General features: G+C 53.7%; 20 protein-coding genes. 9 read left to right on the top strand and 11 right to left on the bottom strand.

All coding sequences use genetic code 11. From position 1 onward, the window contains the following. Window positions 1-573 precede the first annotated feature (573 nt). Both yihI and hemN read left to right on the top strand, forming a co-directional pair. Window positions 574-1,089, top strand: coding sequence for a Der GTPase-activating protein YihI (gene yihI / locus C0560_RS20895; protein ID WP_248859360.1), 516 nt, complete (start codon window positions 574-576; stop codon window positions 1,087-1,089). Window positions 1,090-1,277: 188 nt separating this feature from the next. After that, window positions 1,278-2,651: an oxygen-independent coproporphyrinogen III oxidase gene (gene hemN / locus C0560_RS20890; RefSeq protein ID WP_248859359.1), complete on the top strand. Its 1,374-nt coding sequence runs from the start codon at window positions 1,278-1,280 to the stop codon at window positions 2,649-2,651. Window positions 2,652-2,728: 77 nt separating this feature from the next. Here the strand turns inward: hemN and glnG are convergent, their stop codons facing one another. The 3 genes from glnG to glnA all read right to left on the bottom strand — a co-directional run bounded on the left by glnG (window position 2,729) and on the right by glnA (window position 6,808). Further along, the gene (gene glnG / locus C0560_RS20885; RefSeq protein WP_102105701.1) at window positions 2,729-4,141 is read right to left on the bottom strand and encodes a nitrogen regulation protein NR(I); all 1,413 of its coding nucleotides are present in this window, start codon (window positions 4,139-4,141) and stop codon (window positions 2,729-2,731) included. Between the two features lie 11 nt (window positions 4,142-4,152). Beyond that, window positions 4,153-5,202, bottom strand: coding sequence for a nitrogen regulation protein NR(II) (glnL, locus tag C0560_RS20880; protein WP_100778328.1), 1,050 nt, complete (start codon window positions 5,200-5,202; stop codon window positions 4,153-4,155). Between the two features lie 196 nt (window positions 5,203-5,398). Beyond that, a complete protein-coding gene (glnA, locus tag C0560_RS20875) occupies window positions 5,399-6,808 on the bottom strand; it encodes a glutamate--ammonia ligase (protein WP_095284040.1) in 1,410 nt (469 codons plus the stop codon). A 389-nt stretch (window positions 6,809-7,197) separates the two neighbouring features. Between glnA and typA the strand changes: the two genes are divergently transcribed. After that, on the top strand, window positions 7,198-9,021 hold the full coding sequence (gene typA, locus C0560_RS20870; protein ID WP_100778329.1) for a ribosome-dependent GTPase TypA: 1,824 nt from the start codon (window positions 7,198-7,200) through the stop codon (window positions 9,019-9,021). A gap of 62 nt (window positions 9,022-9,083) precedes the next feature. Here typA and ompL read toward each other — a convergent pair whose 3' ends face one another. The 7 genes from ompL to yihU form a co-directional block, all read right to left on the bottom strand. Continuing rightward, a complete protein-coding gene (gene ompL / locus C0560_RS20865; protein ID WP_248859358.1) occupies window positions 9,084-9,770 on the bottom strand; it encodes a porin OmpL in 687 nt (228 codons plus the stop codon). A gap of 73 nt (window positions 9,771-9,843) precedes the next feature. Then, a complete protein-coding gene (locus C0560_RS20860) occupies window positions 9,844-11,268 on the bottom strand; it encodes an MFS transporter (protein ID WP_181827052.1) in 1,425 nt (474 codons plus the stop codon). A gap of 45 nt (window positions 11,269-11,313) precedes the next feature. Beyond that, a complete protein-coding gene (locus C0560_RS20855) occupies window positions 11,314-12,696 on the bottom strand; it encodes an MFS transporter (protein WP_181827051.1) in 1,383 nt (460 codons plus the stop codon). Between the two features lie 45 nt (window positions 12,697-12,741). Beyond that, complete coding sequence (locus C0560_RS20850) at window positions 12,742-14,766, bottom strand: alpha-glucosidase (RefSeq protein WP_181827050.1); 2,025 nt, start codon at window positions 14,764-14,766, stop codon at window positions 12,742-12,744. 26 nt (window positions 14,767-14,792) lie between these two features. Beyond that, on the bottom strand, window positions 14,793-16,034 hold the full coding sequence (yihS, locus tag C0560_RS20845; protein ID WP_181827049.1) for a sulfoquinovose isomerase: 1,242 nt from the start codon (window positions 16,032-16,034) through the stop codon (window positions 14,793-14,795). Window positions 16,035-16,048: 14 nt separating this feature from the next. Continuing rightward, entirely contained in the window at window positions 16,049-16,924 is an 876-nt protein-coding gene (gene yihT / locus C0560_RS20840; RefSeq protein ID WP_181827048.1) for a sulfofructosephosphate aldolase, read from the bottom strand. A 17-nt stretch (window positions 16,925-16,941) separates the two neighbouring features. Beyond that, a complete protein-coding gene (gene yihU, locus C0560_RS20835; protein ID WP_248859357.1) occupies window positions 16,942-17,832 on the bottom strand; it encodes a sulfolactaldehyde 3-reductase in 891 nt (296 codons plus the stop codon). Between the two features lie 168 nt (window positions 17,833-18,000). Here yihU and C0560_RS20830 point away from each other — a divergent pair, with 168 nt between their 5' ends. The 6 genes from C0560_RS20830 (at window position 18,001) to fabY (ending at window position 22,746) form a co-directional block, all read left to right on the top strand. After that, window positions 18,001-18,897 (top strand): sugar kinase, encoded by an 897-nt coding sequence (locus C0560_RS20830; protein WP_181827046.1) that lies wholly within the window; start codon window positions 18,001-18,003, stop codon window positions 18,895-18,897. Window positions 18,898-18,931: 34 nt separating this feature from the next. Beyond that, entirely contained in the window at window positions 18,932-19,729 is a 798-nt protein-coding gene (locus tag C0560_RS20825) for a DeoR/GlpR family DNA-binding transcription regulator (RefSeq protein ID WP_248859356.1), read from the top strand. Window positions 19,730-19,860: 131 nt separating this feature from the next. After that, a complete protein-coding gene (gene yihX, locus C0560_RS20820; protein WP_100778330.1) occupies window positions 19,861-20,460 on the top strand; it encodes a glucose-1-phosphatase in 600 nt (199 codons plus the stop codon). Then, on the top strand, window positions 20,454-21,326 hold the full coding sequence (locus C0560_RS20815) for a virulence factor BrkB family protein (protein ID WP_100778331.1): 873 nt from the start codon (window positions 20,454-20,456) through the stop codon (window positions 21,324-21,326). Before yihX ends, C0560_RS20815 begins: the two co-directional genes overlap by 7 nt. After that, window positions 21,323-21,760: a D-aminoacyl-tRNA deacylase gene (dtd, locus tag C0560_RS20810; protein WP_100778332.1), complete on the top strand. Its 438-nt coding sequence runs from the start codon at window positions 21,323-21,325 to the stop codon at window positions 21,758-21,760. The genes C0560_RS20815 and dtd overlap by 4 nt, the downstream gene beginning before the upstream one ends. A gap of 44 nt (window positions 21,761-21,804) precedes the next feature. Beyond that, window positions 21,805-22,746 carry a fatty acid biosynthesis protein FabY gene (fabY, locus tag C0560_RS20805; RefSeq protein ID WP_248859354.1) on the top strand — a complete coding sequence of 314 codons (942 nt, stop codon included), beginning with the start codon at window positions 21,805-21,807 and terminating at the stop codon, window positions 22,744-22,746. A gap of 11 nt (window positions 22,747-22,757) precedes the next feature. On the opposite strand, the gene C0560_RS20800 is transcribed toward fabY, so the two are convergent. Further along, window positions 22,758-23,681 carry an alpha/beta hydrolase gene (locus C0560_RS20800; protein WP_248859353.1) on the bottom strand — a complete coding sequence of 308 codons (924 nt, stop codon included), beginning with the start codon at window positions 23,679-23,681 and terminating at the stop codon, window positions 22,758-22,760. Window positions 23,682-23,836 lie beyond the last annotated feature (155 nt).

Below are 23,836 nucleotides of genomic sequence, written 5' to 3'. Positions count from 1 at the left end.
TCCAAAAATCTTAATCTGAAGGGGAGTATACCTGAATGCAGGCAAAAGGCTTTTCACTTCGCTTCCGGGATGTAGATTAAACCCATTAGGTTTGTGAGACATTGCCCATAATCTCTATGGGATATTTAAGAGAATCCTCATGCGGTAAAAATAACATATCATTTAAAATCATAAGGTTGAGGATTTAGAATTATCTGAAAATACCATTTTGGCCAGTTTGATGGCTTGTCAGAAGTACTGAAAAAGGTAAAGTAGCACCCAAGGCGAGGATGCCAACAGGATAACGACTTAGGGATAAGGGTCAGGAGCGCCAGGAGGCGAAGACTCAGGAAGACGACCAGGATGGTTAGCGCCAGGAGGCGTTCAAAAAAGGAAATGGACCCTATTAAGGATGATATTCGCTAAGGGATAAACAGGGTGAGTTGTTAGCAAACAGGGATTGAATAACCCGTTAAGGGTTGAGAGTCAGGAAAAAAGGCGACAGATTGCTCTGTCGCCTTTTTTCTTTGCTTGCTTTCTGCTAGATTTCGCCGCAATTCTATACTGAAGAAAATGGCTTAAAGACAAGGCATCATGAAAAAACCGACATCCACAGCGGGCGCTAAACGCCCGGCAAAAGCGCACCGCAAAACCCGTGAAGAACTGAATCAGGAAGCTCGCGATCGCAAACGTGCGAAAAAGCATAGTGGTCATGCTTCGGGTAGCCGTGCGAACGGCAGCAGTGCTTCAGGTTCCGCTGCGCAACAATCCAAACAGAAAGATCCGCGCATCGGGAGCAAAACGCCAATTCCCCTGGGCGTGACGGACGCCCCGGTTATCAAGCAGCTAAAACCTAAAAAGAGCGAGAAACCTATGCTTTCACCGCAGGCTGAGCTGGATATGCTGGAGAACGATGAGCGCCTGGACGCGCTGCTGGAACGTCTTGAGGGCGGTGAAGCCCTGAACGCTGAAGAGCAGAAATGGGTCGATGCCAAACTGGATCGTATCGATGAACTGATGCAGCAGCTCGGTCTCTCTTACGACGATGAAGAAGACGAAGAAGAAGAAAAGCAGGACGACATGATGCGTCTGCTGAAAGGTGGAAACTAACATTTGCACCCAGCGGGCTCTATAGTCCTTCTTATAACCCTTCCGGTTATATGTTATCTGGTGTGGTTATTCGTTAAACTACGGCGGTTGTCGCGGCGACAGAGGTGGCTGCGCACCCGAATATTGACCCGCAATGGGGTCAAAACGGGCCGCCGTATACGAACGCGACACCAACGGAAGGAGTGAGCATGTCTGTACCAAACATCGACTGGGATCTGGCCCTGATCCAGAAATATAACTATTCCGGGCCGCGTTATACCTCATACCCGACCGCGCTGGAGTTTGCTGAAACCTTCGGCGAGGCCGATTTTTTGCAGGCAGTTGCGCGATATCCTGAACGCCCGCTGTCGCTCTATGTTCACATTCCTTTCTGCCACAAGCTCTGCTATTTCTGCGGATGCAATAAAATCGTCACCCGCCAGCAGCACAAAGCCGATCAGTATCTGGACGCCCTCGAGCAGGAAATCCTGCACCGTGCGCCGCTGTTTACCAAGCGAAACGTAAGCCAGCTGCACTGGGGCGGCGGTACGCCAACCTATCTCAATAAAGCGCAAATCAGCCGTCTGATGGATCTTCTGCGGGCCAACTTCCGTTTTGAGGCCGATGCTGAAATCTCTATTGAAGTCGATCCGCGTGAAATCGAGCTGGATGTACTCGATCACCTGCGAGCCGAGGGCTTTAATCGCCTGAGCATGGGCGTGCAGGACTTTAACAAAGAGGTTCAGCGCCTGGTCAATCGCGAGCAGGATGAGGAATTTATTTTTGCGCTGCTGAACCACGCGCGCGAAATCGGTTTTACTTCGACCAATATCGATCTGATCTACGGCCTGCCGAAACAGACGCCGGAAAGCTTCGCCTTCACGCTGAAACGCGTGGCAGAGCTGAATCCCGATCGTCTGAGCGTCTTTAACTATGCGCACCTGCCGACGCTTTTTGCCGCTCAGCGCAAAATTAAAGATGCCGATTTGCCCTCTGCCCAGCAGAAGCTGGATATCCTGCAGGAAACTATCTCGTCCCTGACGGAAACCGGCTATCAGTTTATCGGCATGGACCACTTCGCCCGTCCTGATGACGAGCTGGCCATTGCCCAGCGCGAAGGTGTGCTGCACCGTAATTTCCAGGGCTACACCACCCAGGGCGACACCGATTTACTGGGGATGGGAGTCTCTGCGATCAGCATGATTGGCGACTGCTATGTGCAGAATCAGAAAGAATTGAAACAGTATTATCAGCAGGTGGATGAAAACGGAAATGCCCTGTGGCGCGGCATTGCGCTTACGCGCGATGACTGCATCCGTCGGGATGTGATTAAGGCGTTAATCTGCAACTTCCGCCTCGATTTTGCCGACGTCGAATCCCTGTGGGAACTCGACTTTGCCGACTACTTTGCTGAAGATCTGAAGCTGCTCGCGCCGCTGGCGAAGGATGGGCTGGTGGATGTGAGCGATAAAGCGATTCAGGTGACGCCAAAAGGGCGCTTGTTGATTCGTAATACCTGCATGTGCTTTGACGCCTACCTGCGCCAGAAAGCCCGCTTGCAGCAATTTTCACGCGTAATCTAAAAGTCCCTGTGGTGCAGCGCTGACCGGGACTACCAGGCGTAGTTCTCATCAGCGCTGCGCCAACAGGCGTAGAAGTGTTATTCCATTCCCAGCTCTTTCAGCTTCCGCGTCAGGGTATTTCGCCCCCAACCCAGCAGCCGTGCCGCTTCCTGTTTATGCCCCTGAGTATGGCGAAGCGCGGTCGTCAGTAACGTGCGCTCCATTTCGGGCTGCGCTTCGGAAAGCAGGTTTTGATGACCGGAACGCAGCGCGCGATCCGCCCACTGCGCCAGCAGCGTCGCCCAGCTGTCAGGTAACGACTGTCCGGTGCTGCTTTCGGGCGCGGTAGATTCAAACAGTTCACCCGGTAAATCCTGAATCAGCACTTCCTGCCCGGCAGCCATAACGGTGAGCCAGCGGCAGGTGTTTTCCAGCTGACGCACGTTGCCCGGCCACGCCAGTCGCGTCAACGCGGCATCGGTTTCCGGGTGCAGCAGTTTGGCTTCCACGCCCAGTTCGCGAGCCGCCACCTGCAGGAAATGGCGCGCCAGACGCGGAATATCTTCCCGGCGTTCGCGTAGCGGCGGGAGATGGACGCGAATCACGTTCAGACGGTGGAACAAGTCTTCACGGAATTTGCCTTCCTGAACGCGCTGTTCAAGGTTCTGGTGCGTGGCGGCGATAATGCGCACGTCGACTTTAACGGGGGCGTAGCCGCCGACGCGATAAAACTGCCCATCGGCCAGCACGCGCAGCAGACGTGTTTGCACGTCCAGCGGCATATCGCCGATTTCATCGAGGAAAAGCGTTCCGCCGTCTGCCTGTTCAAAGCGGCCCTGACGAATGGTATTTGCGCCGGTAAACGCGCCTTTCTCATGGCCAAACAGTTCCGACTCGATCAAATCCTTCGGAATGGCGGCCATATTCAGGGCGATAAACGGGGCTTTCGCGCGCGGGCTGTGGCGATGCAGGGCGTGCGCAACCAGCTCTTTACCGGTCCCGGATTCGCCGTTAATCAGCACACTGATGGATGAACGCGACAGGCGGCCAATGATACGAAACACATCCTGCATCGCGGGCGCTTCGCCAATGATATCGGTCGTCGGGCCAAACACCGGCGCGTTTCGCGGCTGCTGTTGCTCCTGATAGTGGCTGATGGCGCGTTCCACCAGGGCGACGGCTTCATCGATATCAAAGGGTTTTGGCAGGTAATCAAATGCGCCCTGCTGGTAGGCGCTAACGGCGGCATCCAGATCGGAGTGAGCAGTCATTATGATGACCGGAAGCATCGGATGACGTTGCTTAATCTGCTTTAACAGCGCAAGCCCATCCATCCCCGGCATCCGGATATCCGAAAGCAGCACGTCCGGGGTTTTAGTGATGAGCGCATCAAGCACTTCGCTACCGCTTTCAAAGGTGGTGCAGTTTAATCCTGCTCCGGTAAGCGCGCGTTCAAGCACCCAGCGGATGGAGCTATCATCATCGACTACCCAGACTATCCCTCGTTGCATCGTCGTCACCTTTATTTTTTTATTGGCAGGTAAACCGAAAACTCGGTATGACCCGGCCAACTGGTAAATTCAATTTTGCCGGAGTGTTGGTCAATCAAATTACGGGCGATGGACAATCCCAGCCCGGTTCCGCCCTCGCGGCCGCTCACCATCGGGTAGAACAGCGTGTCCTGCAGATGCGACGGAATTCCTGGCCCGTTGTCTTCTACGTCGATTCGGGCGGCGAGGCGATAGCGCACGCCATGCAGCGTCAGCTGGAACGCGGTACGCGTACGCAGAATGATTTGCCCGCCATCCGCGCCTAAGGCTTGCAGCGCGTTACGTACCACATTCAGCAGAACCTGTTCAATCTGGTCGGGGTCGTGCGGCAATTCCGGCAGACTCGGATCGTAATCGCGCACCAGCGTGACGTTGGCAGGCAACTCCATCGACACCAGCTTCACCACCCGCTCAGCCACTTTGTGGATGCTCTCGGTAACGTGCATGCCTGGCTGCTGCGGCCCAAGCAGACGGTCCACCAGATTGCGCAGGCGATCGGCCTGTTCAATGATGACGTTGGTGTATTCGGCCAGCGCCGGGTCCGGCAGTGCTTTGGTTAACAGCTGTGCAGCGCCTCGGAGGCCTCCCAGCGGGTTTTTAATCTCATGGGCAAGCCCCCGCACCAGATCGCGTGCAGCGATTTGCTGTGCGTGCTGGAGCTGCTCCTGGCTCAAACGGCGCAGATTATCCATCGGCGCCATTTCCAGCAGTATTAATCCTTCCGGCAGACGTTGCGCCGTAAGGGAGAGAATGTGCGAGCGCCCGTCGATCACCAGGGTCACTTCATTATCGGTAAAGCCCTGGCCTGCCGATAAACTTTCCTGCATCAACGCAATATTCAGCGAAAAATAGCTCAACAGTTCCGGGAGTGGGGTACCGAATAATTTACGCGAGCTTTGGGCGAGCAGCTGCTGCGCCGCAGGATTGGCGTAATGGACCGCCAGCTCGTCGTCGACCAGTAAGATACTGTTGATTAAAGAATTGAGGATCTGCCCAGCATCGGGCAGCGTGCCAGTTGCCATTAAGCAGTCTCCTGGAGTTGGGTGCACTAATTTAGTGCAGTATAGCGTTTTAGTGGTAAAAAGCGCGTGAGATCAGGTTGTTGGTGGAGAAAAAAGCCCATCCGAAGATGGGCTAAAAGTTTCCACGGCAACAAAAAAATCTTCTGCGTCTTTCCTGTCACCGCAGCGACAAGAAAAACGGTGAATCAGATGAAAATTAAACGCTGTAGTACAGTTCGAACTCAACCGGGTGTGGCGTCATGCGAACACGGTCGTTCTCTTCAATACGCAGTGCGATGTAAGCATCGATAGCGTCGTCAGTGAACACACCGCCAGCAGTCAGGAACTCACGGTCAGCGTCCAGCGCGTTCAGTGCTTCTTCCAGAGAACCGGCAACCTGTGGGATCTCTTTTGCTTCTTCTGGAGGCAGGTCGTACAGGTTTTTGTCCATCGCTTCGCCTGGGTGGATCTTGTTCTTGATACCATCAAGACCAGCCATCAGCAGCGCTGCGAAGCACAGGTATGGGTTAGCCGCTGGGTCCGGGAAGCGCACTTCGATACGACGCGCTTTTGGAGACGCAACCACTGGAATACGGATAGAAGCAGAACGGTTACGGGCAGAGTAAGCCAGCATTACTGGCGCTTCGTAGCCTGGGACCAGACGCTTGTAGGAGTTGGTGGTTGGGTTCGCCAGGGCGTTGATCGCTTTAGCGTGCTTGATGACACCACCGATGTAGAACAGCGCCTGCTCGGACAGACCCGCATATTTGTCACCAGAGAACAGGTTAGTCCCGTTCTTGGAGAGAGACATGTGGCAGTGCATACCGGAACCGTTATCGCCGAACATAGGTTTTGGCATAAAGGTCGCAGTTTTACCGAAGCGGTGTGCAACGTTGTGCACCACATATTTGTAGATCTGAATCTCATCCGCTTTTTTGGTCATGGTGTTAAAGCGGGTTGCGATTTCGTTCTGACCCGCAGTCGCCACTTCGTGGTGATGCGCTTCAACAACCAGGCCCATCTCTTCCATGATCAGACACATGGTAGAACGGATGTCCTGAGAAGAGTCGACCGGAGGAACCGGGAAGTAACCGCCTTTCACGCCTGGACGGTGACCTTTGTTACCACCTTCGTATTTGGTGGAGGAGTTCCATGCGCCTTCGATATCGTCGATAGCTACGTGAGAACCGGAGATAGACGCACCAAAGCGAATATCGTCAAACAGGAAGAATTCTGGTTCTGGCCCGAACAGCACGGTGTCCGCGATACCGGTAGAACGCAGGTACTCTTCAGCGCGTTTAGCGATGGAGCGTGGGTCGCGGTCGTAGCCCTGCAGCGTGCCTGGCTCGAGGATGTCGCAACGAATAATCAGGGTAGACTCTTCGTAGAACGGGTCAATGAGCGCAGTGGTTGCGTCTGGCATCAGAACCATGTCGGATTCGTTGATACCTTTCCAGCCGCCGATTGAGGAGCCGTCAAACATTTTGCCTTCTTCAAAGAATTCGGCATTTACCTGATGAGCAGGAATTGTGACGTGCTGTTCTTTACCTTTGGTATCAGTGAAGCGCAGATCAACAAACTTCACTTCGTGTTCGTTCAGCATCGTCAAAACGTGTTCAGCGGACATACGTAACTCTCCCGGATTGGTCATTGTCGTCGTGGTAACGAGGTCTTCAATTCTGTGTAAGGCTGGCGTGGTCGCCATGTTTTTGCCGTATTTTTATAAAGCGAAATCTGTGCCAACTTTTAAATCACCCCAAAAAGGCGTTATCATGCACGTCATAGTGCAAATGAGCTGCACCACGATAGTCATCTTGCACCAGTATAGTGCTTCAGTGTGAACATTGAGCACCATATTGGTGCAATTTCCGTTAAAGTGCACTTTTTACGCTGCGTGAAAGCGATCACAAAGCAACTCTGCGATACTTGTTTGCGGAGGATGTTTGTGATCCTGTTTAGTCCTGCGATTAATCCGTGTACAATAACGCGCTATTTCTAAATGCCTGAGGCAAAGTTGTGATCGAAAATCTGCGTAATATCGCCATCATCGCGCACGTTGACCATGGTAAAACTACCCTGGTTGACAAGCTGCTGCAGCAATCCGGTACCTTCAGTAATGAACGTGCTGAAGCCACCGAACGCGTGATGGACTCCAACGATTTGGAGAAAGAGCGTGGGATTACCATCCTCGCTAAAAACACCGCTATCAAATGGAATGACTACCGTATCAACATCGTTGATACCCCAGGCCACGCCGACTTCGGTGGTGAAGTTGAACGTGTAATGTCCATGGTAGACTCCGTTCTGCTGGTCGTTGACGCAATGGATGGCCCAATGCCGCAGACGCGCTTCGTAACCAAAAAGGCATTCGCCCATGGTTTGAAGCCAATCGTGGTTATCAACAAAGTTGACCGTCCTGGCGCGCGTCCTGACTGGGTTGTGGATCAGGTGTTTGACCTGTTCGTTAACCTCGACGCAAGCGACGAGCAACTCGATTTCCCAATCATCTATGCATCAGCACTGATGGGTATCGCGGGCAACGACCACACTGATATGGCGGAAGACATGACCCCGCTGTACCAGGCGATTGTTGACCACGTTAAAGCACCAAGCGTTGACCTCGATGGTCCGTTCCAGATGCAGATCTCCCAGCTGGATTACAACAACTACGTTGGCGTAATCGGCATCGGTCGCATCAAGCGCGGTAAAGTGAAGCCTAACCAGCAAGTCACTGTCATCGACAGCGAAGGTAAAACCCGCAACGGTAAAGTCGGCAAAGTTCTGACTCACCTCGGTCTGGAGCGTATTGAATCCACCGAAGCCGAAGCAGGCGACATCATCGCGATCACCGGTCTGGGCGAGCTGAACATCTCCGACACCCTTTGCGATCCGCAAAATGTCGAAGCACTGCCAGCGCTGTCTGTTGATGAACCGACTGTAACCATGTTCTTCAACGTCAACACCTCTCCGTTCTGTGGCAAAGAAGGTAAATACGTTACCTCTCGTCAGATCCTTGACCGCCTGAACAAAGAGCTGGTGCACAACGTTGCGCTGCGCGTTGAAGAAACCGAAGATGCGGACGCGTTCCGTGTATCCGGTCGTGGTGAGTTGCACCTGTCCGTTCTTATCGAAAACATGCGTCGTGAAGGCTTCGAACTGGCTGTGTCCCGTCCGAAAGTTATCAACCGTATGATCGATGGCCGTATGCAAGAGCCGTTCGAGAACGTGACGCTGGATATCGAAGAACAGCACCAGGGTTCTGTGATGCAGGCAATGGGCGAGCGTAAGGGCGATGTTAAAGACATGATCCCTGACGGCAAAGGCCGTATTCGTCTGGATTACCTGATCCCGGCACGTGGCCTGATCGGCTTCCGTACCGAGTTCATGACCATGACCTCCGGTACCGGTCTGCTGTACTCCACCTTCAGCCACTACGATGACGTTAAACCGGGTGAAATCGGCCAGCGCCAGAACGGCGTGCTGATCTCTAATGGCCAGGGTAAAGCAGTTGCGTTCGCACTGTTCAGCCTGCAGGACCGCGGTAAGCTGTTCCTGGGTCACGGTGCAGAAGTTTACGAAGGCCAGATCATCGGTATTCACAGTCGTTCTAACGACCTGACTGTAAACTGCCTGACCGGTAAGAAACTGACCAACATGCGTGCTTCCGGTACTGACGAAGCCACCACGCTGGTTCCAGCACAGAAAATGTCTCTTGAGCAGGCTCTGGAATTTATCGATGACGACGAACTGGTAGAAGTAACTCCTACCTCCGTACGTATCCGTAAACGTCACCTGACTGAGAACGACCGTAAACGTGCGGGCCGTGGCAGCAAAGACTAATACGACTCCTCTCTCAGGTACGTCGTGCGAAAAGCCGCTGAGATTCAGCGGCTTTTTTTATATCAGAATGAATATCTCAACCCTAAGCGAATGCGATACTGCTCGCGGTTATAGTCATTCCATCGGTCCAGCCATTGAAGCTCCAGATACGGCAGCCAGTGTGGGTCAATCTTGTAGCTAAATTTGTTCGTGATTTCCCAGTGATGATCTTTACCATTTCTACTCTGGTAATCATTCACTCGCTGGAAAAAGTGCGGTTCAAAGGTATAAAAGAACGCGTCGGTTAATTTAAAATTCCAGTAATTCGCGAATTCATGGGTATCGTTCTTATCCATTTTACCGTTAAAGTCAGGTGTGTCGTAATTATTGTGATTGTAGCGATAACGAAATGTCAGGTTAAACCAGTCAATAAATTTATAATTAGTATCTAAATAAATAGCGCCGCCCGAACCTGCGCTGCTGTCATTGATCAATCCGCCGGGCTGAAAGGTTAATTTGTCCGTGGGTCGAAACAGGGGATACCAGCCCTCAATTTCGTTATAACTGTGCTTCAGCTCATCCCATTGACCTAAATTATAGGCATTGGTGAACATCAGCCCCGCCCCCATATCAAAGTTATATCCGGCTCGCAGGATAATTTCGTGCTGTTCCGAGGCGGTATTATAGGCTTCGCGCGTTTCGACATAAGCGCCCGCCAACGCAGAGCAAGACACTGATGAAACGAACAGTGCAATGACGATTCTCTTCATGATTTGTCCATGTATAGATACAGAAGGGCCGCCCCTCCTGTTAAACAGGAAGGGTTAATAGCCAGATTTATGGTTATAAAGTGACTGCTGACGCTTTATTTTTTATGGGTACATCCGGTTCTTGTGCAGACTGTTTCTTCCGTTTTCCAATCTCCTCAATAATAAAAGCGAAGCGTTGTTCATTGAGTTTATAAAACAGCCCCATGGTGATGGCAGCAATAATCGCCAACCCGCAAGGCCAGAGAAAAATAAGCTGACGCAGACCAAGCAGAGTGCCTGTGCTTTGTACCGCATGTGGGATATAGCCAATTTGCGTCAGCATAATTCCCGGCAGGAATCCGGCGAGCGCGGCGGAAATTTTGCGTGAAAAGGTATAGCCGGTATAGACTGAACCTTCGGCGCGAATTCCGGTTTTCCATTCGCCATAATCAACGGTATCCGGCACCAGCGCCCAGTTCAGGCTGTTCACAAACGCGGTGCCAAAAAACGCCATGCAGGAAAACAGCACAAACGACAGCGAGCTGGTTCCCCAGAAAAAGTTCAATACATCGCCCACCGCCCACAGGGTCAAACCGCCCAGATATACCTGCTTTTTGCCAAAGCGTTTTACCGCACCGGGCACCAGGAAAACCCCCACCAGAATGCAGCCCATACTGAAAAAACCCATCCATGACAAAAGATGAATATCGTTCAGCACGTACTGGGTGTAATACACCTGGATGGCAAGTTTGATATTGAAGGCCGCCAACGTACAGAGGTTGGCGATACACAACACCAGTAAAGGGGGGTTGCGGAAAATGGCACAGAACGATTTCATAATGCCGGGTTTATGGGATTCTGGTGTGATCTCAACGTAGCGTTCTTTCACGCCACTGTAGCAACACCACATGCAAAACAGCCCCGCGGTCACGAATAGCAGCGCCGCAACTAAATAGCCCAACGACGGCTGGCTGACGAACAGTGCCTGAACGGGCATAAAGCCAACGGTACACAGCAGCAGCCCCACCGTTGCACCACCCTGGCGCCAGGCGGCGAGGTGGGCGCGCTCGTTTGGGTTTTTGGTGATTGCCGGGACCATTGCACCATACGAACAGTTCATCAGGCTGTAAAACAGACCAAACATCATGAAGAGTACCGTGGCGATGGTGGTTTTGACGGTCAGGCTGAAGTCGTTCGCCACGAACTGCGCTGTGGCAACCAGCGCCACCGGGACGGAGGCATACAGAATAAAGGGTCTGAATTTACCCCGTGCGCCGACATTGCGTCGTGAGTCCAGCAGCACGCCGGTCAGCATATCGGTGAAGGCGGTGAAGAATTTCGCCACCAGAAAAATAATTCCGCCATAGAACGCAGGCATCCCCAGCTCATCGGTATAAAACTTCAGCAGATATAACGTGCCGATACACAGCATTAAATTCGAGCCAAAATCGCCCATTCCGTAGGCGCACTTCTCGCGCAGGCTCAGTTTCAGGGTTAACGGATCAAGGTTCGGGTTCATCTGCGATCCTCATAGCGCCCCGCAGGGCGCTCTTTTAGTGATTCATCAGGCCATGCGCTTGCGCATTTCTATCTCTTCAACGATGCGCACGTACATCTTCTCGTTAAGGTTATAGAAGCATCCCATGGCCACAATGGTGATGACGGCCAGGATGCCTGGATAGATGAAAATCAGCTGACGTAAGCCTTCGACGGTTCCGGCGGACTGCACCACGTTGGGAACATAGCCAATTTGCGTCAGCATAATCCCGGGGAAGAAACCGGCCAGCGCCTGCGATACTTTTCTGAAGAAGGTAAATCCGGTATAGACCGTGCCTTCGGATCGCACGCCGGTACGCCATTCTCCGTATTCCACCGTGTCTGACACCAGCGCCCAGTTCAGGCTATTGACGAAGGCCGAACCAAAGAAGGCCAGGCATGAAAACGCCACAAAACTGACCGAGCCGCCACCAAAGAAGTAATTCAGCAGATCGCCCACCACCCAGATCAGCAATCCGCCGATATACACTTTTTTCTTACCGAAGCGACGCACTGCGCCGGGCATCATAAATACGCCGATAAAAATGCATCCCATGCTGAAGAATCCCATATACGACAGCAAAATCGGGTCGTTAAGAACGTATTGGGTGTAGTAAACCTGGATGGCGAGTTTGACGTTGAACGCGCCCAGCGTGCACAGGTTGGCGATACAGAGGATAAACAACGGTCGGTTACCGGCGATGGCCTTAAACGACTGTAACAGTCCCGGTTTTTGCGTTGAACTAGCCGGCTGCACTTCCACATAACGCTCTTTCACGCCCCGATAGCACCACCACATACAGAGCAGACCGCCGAGAGAAAACAGCGTGGCCGCGAAGACATAACCCAGCTGGGGATTGTCTTCAATCAGATTCATCACCGGAACAAAACCGACGGTACACAGCAGTAAACCGAGCGTCGCACCGCCCTGACGCCAGGCCGCCAGAGAGGCACGCTCATCAGGATTTTTGGTCATCGCCGGAACCATTGCACCATACGAACAGTTCATCATGCTAAAGAACAGCCCATAGAGCATAAACAGCACCGTCGCCATCACCGTTTTACCATTGATATCAAACGGTGTGCCGATGAAGTTGGCGATAGCCAATAGCATCACCGGAAAGGCGGCATAGATAACGAAAGGACGGAATTTTCCCTTCGGCCCAATCTTGCGCCGCGAGTCGAGCATGATGCCTGTGCCCATATCAGTAAACGCAGTAAAAAACTTTGCGATCAAAAAGATGATCCCACCATACGTGCCCGGCAATCCCAGCACATCGGTGTAAAACTTCAGCAGATACAGTGTGCCGATATCCAGCAGGATATTGGAACCCAGATCGCCCATTCCATAGGCGAGTTTTTCTTTGAACGGCAGTCGTAGGGTTGCCGGATCGGATGATTGCTGACTCATTATTATTCTCCGTCTGCCCGCGAGTGACCTCGCGTGCGAGCCTAATCAGATATGACGCAAGCTGCCGAACAGCGCAGCCCATTCGCTTTGCTGGCGATAAAATACCGGCGGTTTACCGAGAGGCGCCGCGACCGTTATCTCACCGCCGCTGTGCTGCTCACCGGTCCACGCGTTGATCCAGTTGTCCTGCGGCAAATAGAGCGTCCAGTCGTTGCGTCCCTCTTCATGCACGGGCGCGACCAGCAAATCACGGCCAAACAGGTACTGGTATTTCAGCGAATAGGTATGCGCATCGTCTTCGTAATGCAGGAACAGCGGGCGCATCACCGGCAAACCTCTTTTGGCGTTCTGCGCCACGGCGTCTTTGATGTACGGCTTCAGGGTGGTGAAGACGGTGGTCATACGGGCAAAGTGGGCGATAGTTTCCGCATCTGCGTCAAACTGCCAGTTATCGCCGGGGCGATTGCCTTCATGGGTGCGCATCATCGGAGTGAAGGCGCTGAAATCGCACCAGCGCAACAGCAGCTCTTTACTGCGTTTCATATCGAACAGTGTGGTATATCCGCCGATATCGCTGTGATGCAGGCCGTGGCCGGTCATGGCCAGTGACAGCGCAGCCGGAACCACAGACGCCAGGCCATCATCCAGACTCCAGTCAACGTTCTGATCGCCTGCCCACATCATCACCGAGTGTTTCTGACTGCCGGTGTAACCCGCGCGCATGAAAAACAGGATCTCGCCCAGTTTGCCGGTCTCTTTCAGTGCTTCGTAATTACATTTTGCCCACAGCGCAGGCCAGGCGTTATGCATGATCTCCGCGCTTACGCCGTTGTGCAGGAAGGTATCGGTAGGAAGATACTCACCAAAGTCGGCCATCCAGCCGCCACAGCCCAGCTCAATCAGATTTTGCTTGATAACCTCCTTGTACCAGTCGTAGGCTTCCGGATTGGTCAGGTCGATAACGCCCGCATAAAATTCGCCAAACTCAACGTGATAATCTTTACCCTCGGCATCTCTGGTCAGATAGCCGCGTTTTGAGGCCTCTTCACACAAATCTTTATCGCTGGCGACGTACGGGTTGATATAGGAGAGGAATTGCACGCCTTCGCTTTTCCATTGCTGGATGCGCTCATCAAGCTGCGGATAAAGTTCACTGTTCCATTTCCAGTTCCACATGACGCGCTTGCCGAATGAGGTCATACGGATACCGGACCAGTCCTGCGCCCAGATCCCATTCACCTTCACGCCGCCCTTGCGCAGGGTATCTAGCTTTTGCTGGCACACGTCGGTTCCACCCTGAATGCCGAGCGTAACGCCGTCGTAAACCCAGTCCGGGAGTTCCGGCTGTCGGCCAAGTAATGCGCTGAGTTTTTCCAGCAGATCGGCATACGTGTCTGCACATTCGAAGCGCAGGGTCGCGTTATCTTCCCAGAATGCCAGCTCGTGAAAATCGGGATCGCTGAAGTCGAAATTCATATAACAGCTGTTATCAACGTGGCAGTAATATTTTTGTGTGCTGACGAATGTCGGCTGGGGGAAGAAGGTCCAGTAATAATCACCACCGGCATTCTCTTTACAGTCGGCAAGCCAGGTGACATAGGTTTGTTTATTCCGCCCCACGCCCTGCTCGCTGGTCCACAGGGGGAAGGGTTTACCGCGCAGATCGAAATACGAAAACTGTTCGCCGCAACCGTATATATGATCGTCGGGCTGCGCCGCCAGTCTCAACCAGATGCGGTTATGGCGTGTGGCATCGTTTTTAAGCTTTAGCTCCAGGCGGCCCTGATGATCTACACCGACCCATAGCGTGGCGCTCACCGCATCCCCACGTGTAAACCGAATCGCCCAGCCAGTGCCTTGCTTCGTCACCGTCGCGTCCGTCAGGGCAATCTTCTCGTCGAGTTTGTCTTTAATGTTGAAGTTGCCGCGAAACATTTCGATATCGGCAATACCCGCGCCAATCCACAGGCAAGGCGTTTCAGCGGTATGCGATAAAATCAGGCGGTTTTGCCAGCGCAGGGTGAAGCCTTTATTGTTATTTTTCAGGTCAATATTGTGTAGGGTACTCATAAGATCTCCATCTGTCGGGAGTAGTATTATTTGGCCTGGCTATCCAGTAATCCGGCGGCGACAGCAGGGGCTAACCCTGGTGCGAGCGGTAAACGGGGGATAACCAGGCAGTGCAGCAGGTGATAGATATCCTGCTTGCCGTCCCAGACTTTGGTGGTCACTTTGTTATCCGTATCCAGTTCTTGCCACCATGAGCCGTTTTCGTAATCCATCAGATATTTGATGCAGTAATCCCACCATTTCTGATACCAGGCTTCGTACTGGGTATCGCCAGTGACGGTATAAAGTGCATACGCGGTTCCCATGGCTTCGACGATAGGCCAGCGCACGCGCTCGCGGACGATAGGTTTTCCGTCCCAGTCTACCGAATAGACGAAACCGTCGGCGCCGTCCGGTGCCCAGGCATCACGAATGGTGGCGTGGAACAATCCTTTCGCATCTTCCAGCAGCCACTCGGGCGCTGTTTCAAAGCGAGCCTCAAGCGCAGCACGCAGATGCAGCATAAGCCGGCCCCACTCAATCCAGTGGCCTGGCGTACCACCGTAGGCACGGAAACGGTGGGCGGGATTTTCTTTGTTGTAATCGCGCAGAGGGTTCCAGTTCGCATCAAAATGTTCGTTAACGCGGTAATCACCTTTGCGGGCAACGTCATGAATAATCACCGAAGCGATACGCAGCGCGCGGTCGAGCCACTTACGGTCGTGGGTGACGTCGTACACAATCAGGAACGCTTCCACGGCATGCATATTGGCGTTACCGCCACGGTAATCTTCGGTGGCACTGAAGGCTTCATCCCAGGACTCCAGACACATCTGTTCCTGCTCGCTCCAGAAGTACTTCTCAATCACTTCGATTGCATCATTCAGCAGTTTGCGTGCGTCGGGATGGCCAGTGGTGACAGCGCTGGCTGCGCCGAGTAACACGAAGAAGTGCTGATAACCCTGCTTGGACGCATCCACAACGCCCTCGTCATTCACGCAGGCGTACCAACCGCCGTATTGCGTGTCGCGCAGCGCCGTATTCAGGGTGGCGATCCCGTGTTCCACTAGCGCGTAGGCCCCTGGACGACCCATTGCAGCGGCAACAGAGTAGACGTGCAGCATGCGGGCCGTGATCCACAGATGGGTGCCCATATCACTGCGCACCTGACCGTTATTGCCCAGCCAGCCGAAGCCGGTCGGCACGGCCGCATTTTTACCAAAATCCAGAATACGGTCGGTTTCTTGTTCGAGCCAACGGTTATGGCTCAGCGTATTAAACCATTTCATTTTTTCGTCCTTTCTTAACGGCGAGCCATCATTTCGTCGACGATTTCACCCAAACGCTGCAATTTCGGCACTGAAACATCGCGCAGCATCAGTTCAGTATCTGGTAGCCCCACCACGGATGACCAGACGGCTCGGCCCGCTAAAAATCCGGAGGCACCCGCCTGCATGGCGACTCGCACGGCGCGCGGGAACAGCTTTTCATCGACGCCCGAAGAGAGGATCACCCACGGCATACCAATCTGATCGTTCAGTTTCTGCGAAGCGGTAAGTAACTCCTGCTGGGTGCCTTTCCCGAACAGCGGCATTTCAACTTTATAGAGGTCGGCTCCGCTATCACCCAGTTCTTTTGCTGCATCAATAATTGCCTGTTCCCGATCAAATACGGCACTGTGGCGTGGCGGGCGCACTACCGGCTCAATAATGCTGAGCAGTCCGTGGCTGTGACAAAGATGATTAAAATCGCTCACCATCTGAAGGCGCTGCTGCGGATCTTCATCGCTGCGCCACAGCACCAGCAGCTTGAGCGCTTTGCCGCCGTCACGTTTTACCGCCTGCGGATCGATACTTTTATCAATGATGACGCTGTCTACGGGAAGACCATTGCCCGGAATAAATTCATCGGCGGCGACAATCATGGCGCAGCTTTTGGCGACCGCGTTTTGCTCGACGACCTGACGGTAGCAAAATTGCTGGTCGACCAGGATTGCCGAGGCGTACGGCGAAAGAATTTTTGCTGCGTTGACTTTGAACTCGGTTAAATGCCGATCGGTGACCGGCAAGGGGTTGCCCGCAGCGGCAAACATTAAACGCATGGCTTCACGCTGATCGACAGCCAGCATGGCAAAACCGCCGGAAGGTCGGGTGATCTCTTTCAGGGTATAGGTGCTCATTGTTCAGTCCTTTTGTATTAATGTGTGTGATTCAGCCCGGCAACCGCCCGAACTTGCTCAAGAATGGCGGTCCAGTCCTGGCGACCCCGGCCTGCCGCGCGCGCCTGGTTATAAACTTCGCGCGAGGCCGCCCCGAGCGGCATAGGAACGTGCAGCAGGTTAGCCACGTCCAGGGCGATCCCAAGATCTTTATGGGCAAGGTCGATCATGAACGCCGGGGTCAGATCGCCTTTCAGCACTTTGTTCGGCCAGGAGGTGGTGAAATGGCCTTTTCCGGCAGGCGTGCCGCTCATTACTTTCAGTGCAACATCGAAAGAGAGACCTAGCGCTTCGCACAGCACTGCGGCTTCCGCCGAAAGGGTATTGAGGGCGATGCTCATGTAGTTGTTGATGAGCTTGACGCGAATCCCCATGCCGGGGCCGCCCGCGATGATGATTTCATTTCCCATGGCCATCAGAACCGGCGTGGCGCGCTCCACCTGCAAGGGCGTCCCGCCGGCCAGCAATAGTAATGTTCCTGCTATCGCATGATCGGAGGTACGGCCCACGGGAACATCCATCATGCTGAATCCGCAGTCGGTCATTTCGGCAATGAGTTGGTCCGTTTGCAACGGATGGATGGTCGACATATCAATCACCAGCGCTTCGCGAGACAGCCCTTCGCAGATACCGTGCTCGCCAAATAGGACGGCACGAACCAAATCACCGTTCGGCAGCATAGTGATGACAAACTCGGCGTCGCTTGCGGCCTCTGCGGGAGTCGCCGCCGCTCGCGCCCCTTTTTCAACCAGTATCTGAACGGCCTGCGGATTGACATCAAAGACGTGAAGCTGGTGGCCCTGCTTTAGCAAATTGTTCGCCATTGGTGCGCCCATCTGCCCTAATCCTATAAATGCGATTGCTGACATATTTCTCTCCTGCTCAGTCGTTGTTGTCACAAATTGTCAGTTATTGCGCGTTTGTGCTGTCTGTTTTTGATCGTATTTGTAATTTATGGTCAAAAAATTGACTCGGGTCACTTTTTAAACATTTGATGAAATTAAAATGGATTCATCAAAAACGCATAAGGAATGACCATGACTCGAATCGCTTGTGTCGGAATTACCGTGCTGGATCGCATCTGGTATCTCAGTGATTTACCCAGGGAAGGCGGCAAGTATGTTGCGAATAACTATACGGAAGTGGGCGGTGGCCCGGCGGCGACTGCGGCGGTGGCAGCGGCGAAACTGGGCGCAAAAGTGGATTTTATTGGCCGCGTTGGTGACGATGATACGGGCAACAGATTGCTCGCGGAGCTGGAGTCCCTGGGAGTAAACACGCGCTACACGCGCGTTGTTAAAGGGGCGCGCTCGTCGCAATCCGCGGTACTGGTTGATGCCAGCGGTGAACGCATTATTGCCAACTATCCCAGCCCCGATCTCCCGATGGCCGCCGACTGGCTTCACGATATCGACTTTTCTCAGTGGGATGTTGTGCTGGCGGATGTGCGCTGGCATGACGGGGCAAAGCAGGCATTTACGCTGGCACGTCAGCAGGGAGTGACGACAGTTCTCGATGCGGATATCACGCCGCAGGATATCCGCGAGCTGGTGGCGTTAAGCGATCACGCGGCGTTTTCGGCGCCTGGGCTGCAACGTTTGACGGAACTCGCGTCACCGGAACATGCGCTGAAAAATGCACAAATGCTCACAAATGGACAAGTCTATGTCACGCAGGGCAAAGAGGGTTGCTATTGGCTCGAAAACGGACAGCTTTGCCATCAACCGGGCTTTAGCGTTGAGGTGGTTGATACCACTGGCGCTGGCGACGTTTTTCATGGTGCTCTTGCGCTAAGTTTGGCGCAACATGCGAGGGGGGCGGACGCTGTTCTGTTTGCCAGTGCGGTCGCCGCACTTAAATGTACTCGTCCTGGAGGACGCGCTGGTATCCCTGACTGTGATCAAACCCGCTCTTTCTTGTCACTTTTTGTATAAAATGCGGGGCGTGATGATATTTCGAGGACAGCCCATGAGTCTGACCGAACTAACAGGGAATCCGCGACACGATCAATTGCTCACGTTGATCGCCGATCGTGGCTACATGAACATTGATGAACTGGCGCAGCTGCTAGATGTGTCTACCCAGACCGTGCGTCGGGATATCCGCAAACTGAGTGAGCAGGGATTAATTACGCGTCATCACGGCGGCGCAGGCCGGGCCTCAAGCGTGGTCAACACCGCCTTTGAGCAGCGCGAAGTCTCGATGACGGAAGAGAAGCGGGCGATTGCCGAAGCCATTGCAGACTATATTCCGGACGGCTCGACGATTTTTATCACCATCGGCACCACTGTGGAGCATGTTGCGCGGGCGTTGCTCAATCATAACCATTTGCGCATCATCACTAACAGTCTGCGCGTGGCGCATATTCTGTATAAAAATCCCCGCTTTGAAGTGATGGTTCCAGGCGGAACCTTGCGTGCCCACAATGGCGGCATTATTGGCCCGGCCGCCACCGCGTTTGTCTCCGGGTTTCGGGCTGATTATCTGGTCACCAGCATGGGGGCTATTGAGAGCGACGGCGCGATGATGGAGTTTGATATCAACGAAGCGAGCGTGGTTAAAACGATGATTGCGCATTCGCGCCATGTTTTACTGGCGGCCGATCATACGAAATATCACGCCTCTGCTGCCGTTGAAATTGGCAATGTCGCTCAGGCAACCGCCTTGTTCACAGATGAGCTCCCCGAGCCTGGCCTGCAAACCCTGCTCAAATCCAGTCAGGTTGAGGTCGTTATAAACCTCCGCGAAGAGTCGCAGGCTGGCTAATCATTTCTCTTCCATCCCCGACGGTGATTGCCTCGGGGATTATCCTCTCTTTCTCTAAGCTGAATCTGACGCATAGCCAAAGCCTATCTTTCCCGCTACAGTTATTTCTCCACGGCGCGAAGGAGATAAACATGCTTTATATCTTTGACTTAGGAAATGTCATCGTCGATATCGATTTTAATCGAGTGTTGGGTGCATGGAGCGATTTTAGCCGTGTGCCGCTGGCGACCCTGAAACAGAATTTCACCATGGGAGAGGCATTTCACCAGCATGAGCGGGGGGAAATCAGCGATGAAGCCTTCGCTGAAGCCATGTGTCACGAGATGGATCTGCCCTTGAGCTACGAGCAGTTCGCTCACGGCTGGCAGGCGGTATTTGTGGCACTTCGCCCGGAGGTCATCGACACCATGAACAAGCTTCGCGAACAGGGGCATCGCGTGGTCGTGCTGTCCAATACCAACCGTCTGCACACCACGTTCTGGCCTGGTGAGTATCCGCAAATCCAGCACGCTGCAGATAAAATTTACCTGTCTCAGGAGATGGGCATGCGCAAACCTGAGGCGCGAATTTATCAGGCCGTCTTGCAGGCAGAAGGATTCTCTGCCGCCGATACGGTCTTTTTTGACGATAACGCCGATAATATAGAGGGAGCTAACCAGTTGGGTATCACGTCGATCCTGGTCACCGGGAAAGAGACGATACCGAACTACTTTGCGAAGCAGTTATGTTAAAAACCGTTCATCAAAAAGCCACACACCATACGCGTCCGTTTCGGGCGTGGATCAAACTGCTCTGGCAGAGGATTGATGAGGACAACATGACCACGCTGGCGGGCAATCTCGCTTACGTGTCGTTGCTCTCATTGGTTCCGCTGGTGGCGGTGATTTTCGCGTTGTTCTCTGCGTTTCCGATGTTTGCCGACGTGAGTCTGCAGCTGCGTCACTTTGTGTTTGCTAACTTTATTCCCGCCACCGGTGACGTGATTCAGGGGTATATCGAGCAGTTCGTTGCCAACTCCAGCAAGATGACCGCCGTGGGCGCCTGCGGGCTGATCGTGACCGCACTGCTGCTGATGTATGCCATCGATAGCGCGCTGAATACCATCTGGCACAGCAAGCGCGTGCGGCCAAAAGTTTACTCGTTTGCCGTCTACTGGATGATTCTGACGCTGGGGCCGCTGCTGGCCGGGGCCAGTCTGGCGATCAGCTCTTATCTTCTGTCATTACGCTGGGCGAGCGATTTAAACAGCGTCATCGACAACGTGTTACGCATCTTCCCGCTGATCCTCTCCTGGCTCTCCTTCTGGCTGCTGTACAGCGTGGTGCCGACCACACAGGTGCCAAACCGGGACGCTATTGTTGGGGCGCTGGTGGCGGCAATCCTGTTCGAGCTGGGCAAAAAAGGGTTTGCGCTCTACATCACCATGTTCCCGTCGTATCAGCTGATTTATGGCGTGCTGGCGGTGATCCCGATTTTGTTTGTCTGGGTATACTGGACCTGGTGTATCGTCTTGCTAGGTGCCGAAATAACTGTCACTCTCGGTGAATACCGCAAACTCAAACAAGCCGCAGAACAAGAAGAAGCAGACCAACCATGATTGCATTGATTCAGCGCGTAACCCGTGCCAGCGTCACCGTGGAGGATGAGGTGACGGGTGAAATTGGCCCAGGACTTTTGGTGTTGTTAGGTGTCGAAAAGGATGACGACGAACAAAAAGCGAATCGTCTGTGTGAGCGCGTGCTCGGGTATCGCATTTTCGGCGATGCCGACGGGAAGATGAACCTGAACGTTCAGCAGGCGGGGGGGAGCGTGCTGGTGGTGTCTCAGTTTACCCTGGCCGCCGACACGGAACGCGGCATGCGTCCGGGTTTCTCCAGAGGTGCCGCGCCCGACCGTGCTGAAGCACTTTACGAATACTTTGTTGAACGGTGTCGTCAACAGGAAATGAATACGCAAACCGGACGATTCGCTGCAGATATGCAGGTGTCGCTGGTGAACGATGGCCCCGTCACATTCTGGCTCCAGGTATGAGCCAGCTGGCGGCATGGCCGCGGGTAACAAGAGAGAGTACAGCTATGTATCACCTTCGAGTACCGCAAACAGATGAAGAATTAGAGGTTTACTACCATTTTCGCTGGGAAATGCTGCGTAAGCCGTTACATCAGCCGAAAGGCTCCGAGCGCGACGCCTGGGATGCGATGGCGCATCATCAGATGGTGGTCGACGAAGAGGGCAACCTGGTTGCCGTCGGGCGTTTGTATATCAATGCCGACAATGAAGCCTCGATCCGTTTTATGGCTGTGCATCCGTCCGTACAGGACAAAGGACTTGGCACCCTGATGGCGATGACTCTTGAGTCCGTAGCCCGTCAGGAAGGCGTTAAACGCGTCACCTGTAGCGCCCGCGAAGACGCCGTGGAGTTTTTCTCCAAGCTGGGTTTCGTCAATGAAGGTGAAATCACCGCGCCGCAAACCACCCCGATTCGTCATTTTTTGATGATCAAACCCATTGCCACCCTTGATGATATACTCCACCGCGCCGACTGGTGCGGGCAGCTGCAGCAGGCCTGGTATCAGCATATTCCGCTGAGCGAAAAGATGGGCGTGCGCATCCAGCAATACACCGGGCAAAAATTCATCACCACCATGCCGGAAATCGGCAATCAGAACCCGCACCATACCCTGTTCGCAGGCAGCCTGTTCTCGCTGGCCACCTTGACCGGCTGGGGGCTGATCTGGCTGATGCTGCGCGAAAGACACCTTGGCGGCACCATTATTCTCGCCGATGCGCATATCCGCTACAGTAGCCCTATCAGCGGTAAACCGAGCGCAGTCGCGGACTTAGGCTCCCTCAGCGGTGACCTGGACCGTCTGGCGCGTGGCCGTAAAGCCCGCGTGCAGATGCAGGTCGAGCTGTTTGGCGACGAAGCGCCAGGCGCCATCTTCGAAGGCACTTATCTCGTGCTGCCTGCGAAGCCGTTTGGCCCTTACGAAGAGGGCGGGAACGAGGAGGAATAACCTCACTCCTGCTATTTTTCCCGGCCTGGTGAGCTGACTCGCCAGGCCACATCCCTCATCACGTCTCGTGCAGACTGGCTGACTCCGCCTAACTGAAAGAAACCATGTATGACACCCGACCAGCGCTGACACGTACAGGTGACGCCCTGTTCCGTCATTCGCTGAAAGAGTGCTTCGCCTTCATCACAAAGCGGATCAAACTCGGCGGTGATGATATGCGTCTGGGACAGCCCGTTAAGGTCGTCACGCCATAGCGGACTGGCTTCAGGATGAAGGCGGTCGGTTCCTGAAAGATATAACTCGTAACCGCTGAGAAGCGTGTCGCGGGTAATGACATAGTCTGCACCGTTGCGGATATAGCTTTCAAAATACGCCGTCGAGTCGAGCATGGGATAGATCAGAATTAACTGTGCCAGCTGCCATTCCCTTGCCGCCTTGAGTCGCAGCGCAGTCACCAGCGCCAGATGCCCCCCCGCGCTGTCACCGGCGAGGGTAATTTGATTTTTATCGATGCCAAACCGATCGGCATAGCGCCAGACCAGGCACGCGGCTTTTTCAGCATCGTCATGGGCGGCGGGGAAGGTGTGTTCCGGTGCCAGACGATACTGCACGGCAACGATCCGACAGCGGCTGTAATAAGCCAGCTGACGTAACTGACCATCATGAGTCTCAAAGCCGCCGCTGATAAAGCATCCGCCGTGATAATAGACAACCGTCGGTAAAATCTCAGGGGCATTGAGCGGCGAATAAACCCTAAACCGCATCCCTTCAAGTTCGACAGACTCGACGTGAACGCGCGTTTCCGTTTCGCCTGCCAGCACCGTGCTCGCGACATACCCTGCACGCCGGTCATCAATATTATGCTCTCGTGCAGAGGGGCGCCCGGCCGCGATAAACCCCTGAACCAGTTCAGCAATCCCGTTTTCCAGTGCCATAATTCTTCCTGGTTATCTGTATGGATATACAGCGTTATAGCCTGGTTTGTTGCAAAAGAAAACGGGGGATTTGGGTGGGAGTTTGAATCTCGAACGCGGCTCGCAAAATGGAGCATGAAGGCAGATGCAGGCCGGGCAACCTTGCGTCGCCCGGC

The organism is Lelliottia sp. AC1, from assembly GCF_023278595.1.
Lineage (GTDB): Bacteria > Pseudomonadota > Gammaproteobacteria > Enterobacterales > Enterobacteriaceae > Enterobacter > Enterobacter nimipressuralis.
Note: the sequence above shows the minus strand (reverse complement) of the source record. Positions and strands in the feature narration are given on the sequence as shown.